Here is a 12,430-nt window from a genome sequence, read left to right on the forward strand (position 1 = left end):
ACTAAATTACTTATGTCCTAACCTCTTTTAAACATTATAGCGGCATTACGTCTTCCTGCTGTTTTTGCTGTATTCTTTGCTTTTTCGATTTTCTGAAGTGAAGCAGTTCATATACAACTGGAATGACTACAAGGGTAAGAAGAGTTGCAACAGCCAATCCTCCGATTACAACGACTGCTAGACTTTGAGAAACAAGGCTTCCGCTTTCGCTTTGTTTAAATAAAAGCGGCAGCATTGCACAAATCGTAGCAGCAGACGTCATAACAATTGGACGCATACGCGTAGCGGCTGCTTCAACAATGGCATCGCGCATAATCATTTTCTTTTCATTTTGCTTCACACGGTCTAATAGTACAATGGCGTTGGTTACAACAATACCAATCAGCATCAGTGCTCCCAGTAAAGCCGTTACGTCTACTGGAATGCGGCTGATTAATAATCCTAAAATGGCACCAATCGCTGCAAGCGGAAGTGAAAATAAAATCGCAAACGGCGTGCGGATTGTTTTAAACGTAATCACCATAATTAAGAACACAATACCAATCGACACGAGCATGGTAATGAACAAGTCAGAGAAATCTTCTCCTTGCTGCGTGCTTGCTCCGCCGATTACAACGTCAACATCTTTTGAAATGGATAACCCTTTACTCTTACCGTCTCCAAAAATCGCTGTTTGGATGTTTTTATTAATCTCTGAAAGCTTTTCTGGATTGACATCCGCTGTTACTTGAATATACGGGTCTCCATTTTTATGAAACTGATTTGTTGGCTTTTCAGCTTGCGTTAGTGAAGCCACTTTTGAAACAGGTGACGGTCCTGTCTCTGTCATAATAGAAATATCTTTTAACTCTTTTGGTGATGTTGGATTTAAGACAGATTCAAGAAGCACGTTTGCTTGCTTGCCTTCTAAATCTATCGCTCCAATCGGCGTTTTATTCAGCATAACGCCAAGCTGCTGCGCTACTTGCTGCGTATTCGCTTTTGTTGGATCTACGTCTAAAGAGTAAATCGTTTTCTTTTCGTCTTGGTTCGTAGAAACTTTGTCTACTCCTTTTATATCGCTGATTTCTTTCTTAATGCTGCTTGCCGTTTTTTCTAACTTGTTCATGTCGTTTCCAATTACATCAATGGTAATGGAAGTAGTAGAAGCTCCCATTAGTGAAGCTGCACTGACGCTAAGATCTCCTCCGTCATAGAGTTTCTTTTGATTTTGAATTCGTTTCATTAGCGAATCAGTGTTTCCACCGTCTTTTACGGTAATCGTATACGTAGCTTCAGTAGGCGAACCAACGTCTCCCCACTTGGCTCCTTCGGCCGTATTACCAAGCTGCATGTATACTTCTTTCACTTCTTTTTGAGCTAAAATATAGCGTTCAAGCTGCAGTGATTTTTCTTCTACGGTTTTAATTGGCGTGTTATTTGGATAGCTTAACGTTGTGCCTACAAAGTCAGATGAAGAGTTATCAACCGCTCCTTTAGGCATCATCGTGTACGCGCCAATAGATCCGACAAATAAAAGCAGCGAAAGCAGCAGTACAACCCATTTATGATTAAGCGACCATGTAATAAACTTTGTAAAACGAACCGGCTGCTTGTGCTTGCGAAGTTTTTCATTTTTTAATAATCCTGCACTCATTAACGGTACAACGGTAAGCGCCACAATTAATGAAGACAGCAGCGAATACGTCAGCGTTAGAGCAAACGGAAGCATAAAGTCTTGAAGTCCTCCGTTTACAAGGCCGATTGGTAAAAAGACGGCTACTGTCGTTAACGTAGAAGCGGTAATAGCAGAGCCTACTTCTTTTGTGGCCTCAATAATCAGTCCAAGCGAAAACTCTTCTTTTTGCATTTTGCGGAAGATGTTTTCAATGACAACGATACTATCATCTACCAATCTCCCAATCGCTACCGCTACTCCTCCAAGCGTTAAAATATTGAGCGTGACGCCTGATTTAGACAGTAAGAACAGCGTAAAGCAAAGCGATAGCGGAATGGATACAATCGTGATAAACGTAGAGCGAACGCTGCGTAAAAACAGCATGATGACAACGGTCGCAAAAAGTGCGCCTAGCAGCACTTCTTTCATCATTGAATGAACAGAGTTTTGTACGCTGTCCCCTGTTGCAAAAAATACAGAAGCATTCACATTGTTATAGTCTTTGTTAATTTGCTGAGACAGTTTTTTTACTTCTTTTGTGATGCTAACGGCGTTTGAGTGACTGTCTTTTGTAACAATAAGTAAAAGTGCATCTTTTCCGTTAATATGCGTCACGACGCCTTCAGGCTTTTTCACCTCTACTTTTGCAAGGTCGCCTAGCGTTACATCCTGTGCAACCGGCAGCTTTTTCACTTTGTCCAAGCTATCAATTTTACCAGTTACGTTGATATTGCTCGACTTGTTATTAATGACTTTTTCTCCAACTGCAAGCGACGTGTTTTTTCCTTCTAACACGCTGATGACTTTATCAATAGTCACGTTCTTTTGTGACAATTTTTTATTATCAACTTTAATAGACACGTAGGAATCCGCTGTTCCATACGTTTGAACACTCGCAATGCCTTTAACGTCTTTATATTTAGGGATCAGTTTTTTCTCTGCAATATCCAGATTGTCTCTCGTTAATCCTTCTTTAAATGTGAGTGAAATATCTGCGATGGGAATCATAGAGGTATTTAATTGAATAACATTAGGCTTTGATACACTGGCTGGAAGCTGCACCGAAGACAGCGCTTCTTGGACGTTTGTTTTTGCTTCTTTCATATCCGTTTTGGATTCAAATGAAATATCGATTTTGGAATAGCCGTCTCCCGTCGTTGAATACACGTTGCTTTTTCCTTTAACACCGGCTACTGCTTCTTCAATCGGTGACGTCACTTGTTTTTCCATCGAGTCTGCATCCGTTCCTTGCCCCATAACTACTACTGACACTTGAGGCTGATCAGCGGTCGGCAGGAACTCCATCGGAAGTGTAAAATAACTAATGACTCCTAAAGCTAAAATTAAAATAGACATAATGGTAATAGCCGCTTTGTTTTTAAACGACCATTTGGTGAGCCATGACATGAAATATCCCCTTTCACTTTTTCGTACAAACTCAGTCAAACATTTCTAAAATATGCTAAATAACCACTAAATTATACCTAATGTTTCTTACCATTTAAAGACTTATTTTTGTAAAAAGTCCCATTATTTGAACAAAATTATTTATAGATATGCTTTGGGTTATATAAGCAGCTTTTTTACAACGCAAAAAAAGACGCCATCCCCGGCGTCCCACATGTAGTAAGTGAAAGAAGAAGAAGAATATGCCTACGATTTCTCAGGCAATTCTATGACCTTATTTGGTTTCTTCCCGTTTTTTTATGAAATAAACATATTTAGCATAAATTCCCTTAACTAGCAGCTCGACTGTGCTTTGTTTCCGTATCGTTTTGAATCTTTAACGACGTTAATAAAGCCACGATACTTCCGGCAAAGCCAAATAAAAACAAGTGATGAATGCCTGCCATAAAGCTTCCGCCTGAAGTCAGCAACGCACCCATAATCGTAACGCCGATTGCTGTTCCCATGTTTCTGCAAAACATAAAAAATGACGTTGAAATACCTCTTTCATGTCCTCCTACTAATTGCTGTACACCAATGACTCCAACCGTAGACAGCAGACCAAACGATAGCCCTTGTACAATCATGACGCAAAACACGTAGAAGAAACCGTGGCTTTCATTTAGCATCAGCAGAAGTGTTCCTGAGCCAACGAGCAGCACATTCCCGATTAACAACAGCTTTCTGTAGCCATGTTTTAAAATCCATTTACCTGCAGGCACGGACACAGACATCCATCCGACCGCTGTTCCTAACAGCGCAACTCCGCTCATAAACAGTGACAAATTCGCTACTCGCTGTAAAAATAACGGAATGTAGCTTGACGTTCCGAATAAAGCCACCGTTCCAATAAACGCATTGATATTAATCCATGACAGCGTTTTGTTTTGGAACATAGACAGCGGTACAATCGGAGAAGCATGTTTTCGTTCATGGAGATAAAAAATGACCAATAAAATAAGTCCAGCGACTGCATAAACAATTCGGTTTTGTTCCACTACCGTCACGAGCAGCAGTAACGTAACGCCAGCTCCAAACAATATAGCACCGATGTAATCGACTTTTGCTCTTTTCGGCTCATAGCTTTCTTGATACGGCATTAACGTAAGAAATGAAACGATACATACCGGTAAATTAATAAAGAAAATCCATCTCCACGTTAAATAATCCACAAAAAAAGCGCCTAAAAGCGGAGCCAACACAGCTGATAATCCCCACATCGTTGTAAAGAGCGCCTGAATTTTCCCTCGCTTCTCAACTGGAAATAAGTCTCCGGCAATAATAGCGGGAAAGGCCACCATAAACCCGGCTCCTATTCCTTGAACCGCACGGAAAAGAACAAGCTGAATCATCGTATTTGCCACGCCGCAAAGCATCGAACCAATTAAAAAAGCAATAATTCCAAACCCAAATACTTTTTTGCGGCCAAATAAATCCGATAATCTTCCCGCTACCGGAGATAAAATCGTACTTGCAATCATGTACGAAGCAAACGACCACGCGTACAAATCGAATCTTCCAAGCTCTTTTGCAATAACGGGCATCGTCGTATTCATAATCGTTGAATCAAGCGAAGCCACTAGCATTGCCAGTACAATACTAACCATTACGGACGTTCTGCTTTTCATTTGACAATCTCCTTATCTCTATAATCTGAGCGTCTAGTGTACTCCTCTCTGCCGTTTGTTGTCTATACTTATGCACACAAAATGCTAAAAAGCTTCTCACTTTACTATGAGAAGCTTTTTACCCCCTTATTCACATATCTTCTTGAACCTTTTCTTGATCAGACAGTTCTTTGTTTCGAGCCATAACCGCAAATCCAGCCATCACGATGATGCTGCTTGAAATACCGTATAGAATTGGAGTGGTAGAAGAAAGTCCTTCAATCAATAGACCTCCAAGTACTACTAGCGTACTAACAACAATCGCTGAAACTCCTGCTTTTGGATGAATGTCTTTCCAAAACAGGGACACAACAAACGGAACAAAAATCGCTCCTGATAAAATCGCATACGCCACGTCTAAAGCAACAAGCACGTCTTGAATCCAAAGAGCAAAAATAATAGCAAGTACGCCGACAATAAGTGTATTCACACGGGTTAAAACTAAATAGTTTTTCTCTGAAATATTTTTAAGCCACACTTTTTTAATGATATCGTTACTAATCAGCGTAGAAGACGCAAGCAGCGTTCCTGAAGCAGTTGACATCAGCGCCGAACAAACGCCCGCTAGTACGAGACCTAATAACCCTTGAGGCAGAATTTGAATCGCAAGCGTCGCAAAAATGCTTTGACTGCTTTCTGCGTTTGGCAGCAGCAAATATGCACACATTCCAATTACACTTCCCGCAATCGCGTAGGCAATGCTGTACACCCCTGCAAAAATGGAGCCGTTTCGCGCAATTTTTTCTGTTCGCGCCGTAAATACTCGCTGCCAAATATCTTGAGATACTGCCATACCAAGCGTATATAGAAGGAAATACTGAAAGATTTGACCGTATCCAATCGATGAAAAATCAAAATAAGATGATGGCAAATCTCCGGTAAGGGCTTTGAAACCTCCTGCTTCTGATACGCTCATTGGAAGCATAAATCCAAAAATCGCTACCGTCATCACAACAAATTGAATAATATCAGTAACCGTTACGCTCCACATTCCGCCTAAAATCGTATAGAACAAAACAATCGAACCGCCAATTAACATCGATGCCGTCATGTTCCATCCAAGCAACGCATGAATGATTGTTCCCATTCCAATCACTTGAGTGACTGATACCATGAGTGTATAAATAGCGGCAACAACCGCGCTGATAATTTGCGCTTGAGCGTTATATCTTTTTCCTAGCAGCTCACTGATAGTGGTCACTTTCAACGACGAAATCCGCTTAATGAAAATCGTGCCAAGCGTAATGATTCCAAGTCCAATCATCGTCACAAACCAAATGCCAGACAGCCCGTGCTCGTAGCCAAGCTGAGCCGTTCCAATCGTTGACGCTCCGCCTAAAATAACGGCTGATAAACATCCTAAATACATAAACATCCCTAAGTTTCTTCCGGCTAAAATAAAATCTTCTGATGACTTTGCTTTTAACGAGCCAATAATACCCGCTACAACCAATACGCCAAAATAGACAAACATAACCGTCATATCCAGTCCGTTCATAACAGATTCCTCCTTATTATGGGTCAATCTATCTTTCATTGAAACAAAGAGCTTCCTAAAGCTTTAGATCACGTGAAGGCTTGTGATTTCTGTTAATGCTTCGTCTAACACGCGAAGCCCGGCATCAATTTCTTCCTTTGTAATCGTTAAAGGAGGAATCATTCGAATCACTTCTCCGCTATTTCCGCAAAGGTAAAACAGCACCCCTTTTTCCAAACATTTGTCTAAAATCTCAAGAAGAAGATTTCCGTCGCCTTGCTTTGTTTTTGGATTAATAATTTCAATTCCAATCATTAGTCCTACTGAACGAATGCTTCCGATCACTTCATGCTTCGCTTTTAAATGCTGAAGCTGATCCGCTGCATATTTCCCCATTGCTTTTGAGTTCTCAATCAGCTTTTCTTCTTTTAATACGTCCAGCGTCGCAAGTGCTGCTGAACAAGCAATGGGATTGCCTCCAAAAGTTGTTCCGTGTGTACCAATCGGCCACTTTTCCATGAGCTGTTTGGAAGCTACAGTAGCACTTAACGGAAGTCCTGATGCTATGCCTTTTGCGATTGCCATAATGTCAGGCGTCACGTCAAACGTTTGAGCTGCAAACCACTCGCCGGTACGTCCAAACCCTGTTTGCACTTCGTCAAAAATAAGCAGAATGCCGTGTCTATCACATACTTCTCTTATTTTTTGCAGCCATGCTTTCGGAGGGATTACGTAGCCGCCTTCTCCAAGAACCGGCTCTACAATCATGCACGCCACTTCTTCCGGCGTTACTTGATGCTTAAACAACGTGTCAAAATCTTTTTCTAACTTTTCCACGCAGTAGATTTCCGGATCTTCTCCTTTTGGACACTGAGTCACGTCTGCATAAGGCACTTGATACGTTAAGCCCGATGGCTGAAGAAATTTCCGGTATTTGCTTTTTGATGTTGTCACGCTAAGCGCTCCGAGAGAACGGCCGTGAAAGCAGCCCATAAACGAAACCGTATAAGGCCTTTGCGTCACGTATTTTGCTAGCTTTAACGCTCCTTCTATTGCTTCAGTTCCGCTGTTAGCAAAGAAAAAGCAGTCCAGGCCTCTTGGCAATACTGTTTTTAATTCTTCAGCAAGCTGTAAAATAGATTCGTACATAATCACACCTGACGGGCCGTGCATAAGATGATCAACGCTATCTTTAATCGCTTGTACAACTTTAGGGTGACGATGACCTGTATTCGCTGTTGCAATACCTGATGTAAAATCTAAATACGTTTTTCCGTCCGCTCCGTAGTAGTAGCAGCCCTCTGCTTTTACCACGGGTAAATTAGGGTGATCTTTCGCCATGCTTGGTGCTAGTAAATCCGGTAAACTGTTCATTAACTGTGTAAGTGATGCCTGTGTCATCTGACTTCCTCCTCGCAATCTATCAAGTAATGTGTTTGTACTTGTTTTACATGCAAAGAGCGTGCCAAAGACGTTAAAAAACAGAATGTTTTTTTAATTTTCTAACAACTGAAGGCTGACTGATTCCGAGTGCTTCGCCTATTTCTGTTGTCGTTTTATACTGTTTTTTTGCTTTTACTAATATCTCTTTTTCCAGCTCGTTTAACGCGTCATTAAGCTTCATTTCCCCATGTTCTTCAACGTGTTGAATCCGTTTTTTCCTATGCAGAGAATGCGGCAAATGCTCCATTGTAATCAGCGTTTGTGAAGACACAACCACCGCGTGTTCAATCACATTGATTAACTCTCGTACGTTTCCTTTCCACTCATGTGCAAGCAGTGCGTGAATAACCGCATTATCAAACGTTCTTTTTCGGTTGTATTTCTTTTCAAACTGCTCGGCAAAATGTGTGAGCAGCGGAAAAATATCTTCAGGGCGCTCGTTCAAAGATGGAATGGTAATCGGTACGACGCTTAAACGAAAATATAAATCTTCTCGAAATTCTTTTTCGGCAACGGCTTTTTCTAAATCTTTGTTCGTCGCTGCAATTAAGCGAAAGTCCACGGTTTTAGGCTTTCTTCCTCCAACGGAATAAAACTGTTTTTCTTGAATGAGCTTTAAAATTTTCACTTGATGCGCCGGTGACAGCTCTCCCACTTCATCTAAAAAAAGCGTGCCCCCGTCTGCTAATTCGACCAGCCCCACCTTTCCATTTTTAGATGCACCGGTAAAAGCCCCTGCCTCATATCCAAACAGTTCAGCCTCAAATAAATGGTCTGGAATCGCCCCGCAGTTCACTTCAATAAACGGCCCTTTGCTTCTTGTACTTTTGTTATGTATCAGCTTGGCTAAATGCGTTTTTCCTACTCCGGACTGCCCTAAAAGCAAAATATTTACGTCTACGTTCGAAACGTGAACGGCCGTACGAAGAACGTGCTGCATTTTATCGCTGTTGCACACAATTCCTTCTGTTGATAGATTTTGGTTCCGCAGCAGCATAAGCTCGCTCTTTACGCGCTGCATTTCGCCTTCCATCGCATCAAGATATGTTTTCATTTCCATCAGCTCCGTCACATCGTGAGAATAGCTGACGATTCTTTTAATCTCGCCTTTTTCATCTTTGACCGGAATGCCCGTAACGAGCACCTGCTTGCCTTGTTTAGTTGTTTGTACAAGCGTAATTTTCTTCTTTGTTTCAAGCACAATTGGGGTAACGATTGGGGTAAACAGTCCTTGTTTTTCAAGTTCATACACAGACTTTCCCAGCAGTTTTTCAGCTTTTACATCGTAAATGTTTCCCGTTCCTTCATGTATTCGGACAATGATGCCTTTTTCATCCGTCACAAGCAAATCATCTTTTAATGAATGAAGGATCCACTGATTTTCATTCCATTCTGAATTCATGTATGCTCCCCGCTTTCTATTCACTTTTGAATAAAATACAATTCGTTTTTGAATAACGGCATTTATTTTTGAATAATCAATTTATTATATCACGAAGGCTTCTTTTTATTTTGAAACAGTAATTGAAATGAAGTTAAAAATGCATTAATATATTTTTATGAAGTTATAACTTCTTTTTTTTAGGAGGCTATATGAATCAATCATTTCAAGAATTAATTAAACATAAATTCCCTGACCTTTCTCGCGGTCAGAAAAAAGTGGCGGAGTTTCTCGTCAATTTTATGGAAAAAGGCTCGCTGTACACGGCCGGGCAAATTGGCAAAGAAGCAGGTGTCAGTGAAACAACCGTTATTCGTCTAGCTTACGCACTTGGATTAAATGGTTTTTCCGATTTGCAGGAGCTAATGCGAAAAGAATGGCTTTCTTCTGCAGAATCAAAAGAAGCAGCTAGCAAGCCTGAAGCGGAAGAAAAGAAACCTTTTAGTGAATGGCTTTCCCCTGTTGACGAAAAGGAATTATCTCAAGCTGTAGATGCGCTTATCAAAAGTGATCAAGTGTATATTGCAGGTTTCCGTGAATCTCATACGGCAGCCTACTGGCTGTATTATAAAATGAATCAGCTTCGCAATCATGTTCTTTTATCTTTTCCAACTGGATTTTTGCTTGAAACGCTATGCAATCTCACGAGCGCATCAGCCGTTGTTGTATTTTCACTGCCGCGCTATACAAAAGAAGCGCTCGAAGTAGCTCAGCAGGCTAAAAAACAAGGAGCAAAAGTCATTGCCATTACAGACCGCCGTCTGTCTCCGGTAGGTCAAATCGCTGATATCACGCTTTTAGCCGGTACAACCGAACATATTTTATCGCTTCTTGCCCTATCTCAAATTGTCATTAGCAGCATGCAAAAAAGAGATGAAAAAACGGCTGGAAAACGGCAAGAAAGCTTAGAAAAGCTCTATGCCGAGCAAGGCATCTTTTTAGAATAAATGATTAAAAGAAAGGAAGTAAACAAATGACTGAAGCTTTAACGATTCGTTCACTTATAACAACCAATGAACTAGAAGAAGTACGCGCATTAGAAAGCCGCGTCTGGGGAGAAGAAGAAGCAACGCCCGTTCATCAAACTTTGACCGCTGTTAAAAACGGAGGTCTTGTTCTCGGTGCGTTTCTAGATGAAAAGCTGATTGGCTTTCAATATAGCTTTCCAGGGTTTGACGGAGATTGCGTGTATTTATGTTCTCATATACTAGCAGTTGACCCTGCCTATCGCAGCATGGGTATCGGTGCCAAACTTAAGCATGCGCAGCGCCAGGAAAGTAAAAAAAAGGGCTATTCATATATCAGCTGGACGTATGATCCTTTAGAAAGCGCCAACGGGTATTTAAATATTGGAAAGCTTGGAGCCGTTTGTTCTACATATATTGAAAACTGCTACGGAGACATGAATGATCCGTTAAATGCTGACTTGCCTTCTGATCGATTCGTTGTAGAATGGGCATCTTTAGAGGATACAAAGCGAGCTCAGCCTCTCTATACGCCAGATCAAATAATGGACGCATCGCTCATTCAATGGACATTAACGGATAAAGGGTTTCCTTCTGTTACAGGTATTGATGAAAAATGGTTGGGTCGTGACGTCGTGTCTGTAGCTATTCCGTCTGCTTTTCAGCAAATGAAAGAAGTCTCTCCTTCTCTCGCATTGGACTGGCGGATGCGTACAAGATACGTATTTCAAACGTGTTTTGCAAAAGGATTTGAAGTAACAGATTTTATGAAGCATCCAGAAAGCAGCGCGCCCGTTCATTTTTACATTTTAACGAAAAAAGAGGTGCAAAAATGAAGATCAAACGCGTCATTTTACGCCATTTAAAAATGGATTTACTTCATCCATTTACGACAAGTCTTGGAAAAGAAGTGGATCGAGATTTTATTTTAGTAGAAATTCAAGACGAAGACGGACGATCGGGCTGGGCTGAATCCGTAGCGTGCGCAGATCCTTTTTATAAAGAAGAAACGCTCAAAACAAACTGGCACATCATGGAGGATTTTTTAATTCCTTTGCTTCAACAGAGAGACATTCAGCATCCTGATGAAGTATCTCAACGCTTTGCTCATATTCGCGGCAATTACATGGCAAAAGCGGCGTTAGAAGGCGCTGTTTGGGATTTGTATGCGCGCAGGCAAAACCTCTCTCTATCTAAAGCGCTAGGAGGCAGTAAAAGTCAAATTGAAGTTGGTCTCAGCGTTGGCATTCAGCCTACGATTGACGAAACGCTTCGAAAAATTGAAGCCGGCTTGAATGAAGGATATAAGCGAATCAAAATTAAAATTAAGCCGGGCTGGGATCTTAACTTGACGCGCGCGATTCGAAACGCGTTCCCTTCTATTCCGCTGATGGTTGATGCGAACTCTGCTTATACGCTTGCAGATACTGATCACCTTGCTCAGCTTGACGAGTTTGATTTAATGATGATTGAACAGCCGTTAGCTCATGATGATTTAATTGATCACGCTGAACTGCAGGCCCGCATGCGCACGCCTATTTGCTTGGATGAAAGCATTCATTCAGCTGAAGACGTTCGAAAAGCTATTAAACTTGGAAGCACGCAAATTATTAACATTAAAATTGGCCGGGTAGGCGGACTAACCGAAGCCAAAAAAATTCATGACCTTTGTCAAACTCACGGTGTACCCGTATGGTGCGGCGGCATGCTCGAATCAGGTGTAGGACGAGCACATAATATTGCCATTACCACACTAGCTAATTTTACGCTTCCCGGAGATACGGCTGCATCATCTAAATACTGGCCGCGTGATATCGTTCACCCGGAAATCACGGTCGACAACGGTATTATTTCCGTTCCTGATACACCAGGCATTGGCTATGAACCTGACCGTGACCAGATACAAGCGCTAACTTTACACGAAAAAACCTATACTTGCTGACCTTGAAGATCCTGGACCAAAAGTATGTTAGTTGAAGAAAGATCCGAACGATGAATCGTTCGGATCTTTTTATTGTGATGATAAACGTGAACGTAGGTTTCATGTATGTAGTGGCTTCTAGCTGTGGATTGGAGGGCAAGACGAAGACTCCTGCGGGAAAAGCGGAACAGATGAGACCCCGCAGGAGCGTATGCGACGAGGAGGCTCATCGACCGCCCGCGGAAAGCGGAGTCTTGCACGGAAATCAACAGCGGTGTAAAAAGCAACGCATACTAGCTCCTTTATTCAATTGATTTCTTTTTAGATTGGATGGATTTAGTTATGTCCCAGCCTCTTTTTTATAGGCTCCTCTCCCGAGATGATACGTGCCTTGGCAAGATAAACAAACATAT

At 41.6% G+C, this 12,430-nt stretch carries 8 protein-coding genes; 3 read left to right on the plus strand and 5 right to left on the minus strand.

Translation table 11 applies throughout. The annotated features are described in order from the left end of the window. Positions 1–34: 34 nt before the first annotated feature. From ACXAE4_RS22420 to ACXAE4_RS22440, 5 genes are all read right to left on the minus strand, one after another. Positions 35–3,064, minus strand: a complete 3,030-nt coding sequence (locus tag ACXAE4_RS22420; protein WP_475236959.1) for an efflux RND transporter permease subunit — start codon at positions 3,062–3,064, stop codon at positions 35–37. Between the two features lie 329 nt (positions 3,065–3,393). Further along, positions 3,394–4,731 carry an MFS transporter gene (locus tag ACXAE4_RS22425; RefSeq protein ID WP_289578747.1) on the minus strand — a complete coding sequence of 446 codons (1,338 nt, stop codon included), beginning with the start codon at positions 4,729–4,731 and terminating at the stop codon, positions 3,394–3,396. A 130-nt stretch (positions 4,732–4,861) separates the two neighbouring features. Further along, positions 4,862–6,268: a sodium:solute symporter family protein gene (locus ACXAE4_RS22430; protein ID WP_033578249.1), complete on the minus strand. Its 1,407-nt coding sequence runs from the start codon at positions 6,266–6,268 to the stop codon at positions 4,862–4,864. A 63-nt stretch (positions 6,269–6,331) separates the two neighbouring features. Next, positions 6,332–7,648: an aspartate aminotransferase family protein gene (locus ACXAE4_RS22435; protein WP_155017039.1), complete on the minus strand. Its 1,317-nt coding sequence runs from the start codon at positions 7,646–7,648 to the stop codon at positions 6,332–6,334. A gap of 73 nt (positions 7,649–7,721) precedes the next feature. Then, the gene (locus ACXAE4_RS22440) at positions 7,722–9,092 is read right to left on the minus strand and encodes a sigma-54 interaction domain-containing protein (RefSeq protein ID WP_155017038.1); all 1,371 of its coding nucleotides are present in this window, start codon (positions 9,090–9,092) and stop codon (positions 7,722–7,724) included. Between the two features lie 191 nt (positions 9,093–9,283). Here ACXAE4_RS22440 and ACXAE4_RS22445 point away from each other — a divergent pair, with 191 nt between their 5' ends. The 3 genes from ACXAE4_RS22445 to menC are packed head-to-tail and all read left to right on the plus strand — an operon-like array spanning position 9,284 to position 12,038. Next, the gene (locus ACXAE4_RS22445; RefSeq protein ID WP_155017037.1) at positions 9,284–10,078 is read left to right on the plus strand and encodes a MurR/RpiR family transcriptional regulator; all 795 of its coding nucleotides are present in this window, start codon (positions 9,284–9,286) and stop codon (positions 10,076–10,078) included. A 26-nt stretch (positions 10,079–10,104) separates the two neighbouring features. After that, positions 10,105–10,932, plus strand: coding sequence for a GNAT family N-acetyltransferase (locus tag ACXAE4_RS22450; RefSeq protein ID WP_155017036.1), 828 nt, complete (start codon positions 10,105–10,107; stop codon positions 10,930–10,932). Continuing rightward, positions 10,929–12,038, plus strand: a complete 1,110-nt coding sequence (gene menC, locus ACXAE4_RS22455; protein WP_475236964.1) for an o-succinylbenzoate synthase — start codon at positions 10,929–10,931, stop codon at positions 12,036–12,038. Before ACXAE4_RS22450 ends, menC begins: the two co-directional genes overlap by 4 nt. The last annotated feature ends 392 nt before the right edge of the window (positions 12,039–12,430 follow it).

It is taken from the genome of Priestia sp. ABM2_011, from assembly GCF_056158845.1.

What these genes read in the sequence shown, in the direction of transcription:
- ACXAE4_RS22425 (WP_289578747.1), bottom strand. Translation starts at nt 4,731, where the DNA reads ATGAAAAGCAGAACGTCCGTAATGGTTAGTATTGTACTGGCAATGCTA.
- ACXAE4_RS22420 (WP_475236959.1), bottom strand. Translation starts at nt 3,064, where the DNA reads ATGTCATGGCTCACCAAATGGTCGTTTAAAAACAAAGCGGCTATTACC.
- ACXAE4_RS22430 (WP_033578249.1), bottom strand. Translation starts at nt 6,268, where the DNA reads ATGAACGGACTGGATATGACGGTTATGTTTGTCTATTTTGGCGTATTG.
- ACXAE4_RS22435 (WP_155017039.1), bottom strand. Translation starts at nt 7,648, where the DNA reads ATGACACAGGCATCACTTACACAGTTAATGAACAGTTTACCGGATTTA.
- ACXAE4_RS22445 (WP_155017037.1), top strand. Translation starts at nt 9,284, where the DNA reads ATGAATCAATCATTTCAAGAATTAATTAAACATAAATTCCCTGACCTT.
- ACXAE4_RS22450 (WP_155017036.1), top strand. Translation starts at nt 10,105, where the DNA reads ATGACTGAAGCTTTAACGATTCGTTCACTTATAACAACCAATGAACTA.
- ACXAE4_RS22440 (WP_155017038.1), bottom strand. Translation starts at nt 9,092, where the DNA reads ATGAATTCAGAATGGAATGAAAATCAGTGGATCCTTCATTCATTAAAA.
- menC (WP_475236964.1), top strand. Translation starts at nt 10,929, where the DNA reads ATGAAGATCAAACGCGTCATTTTACGCCATTTAAAAATGGATTTACTT.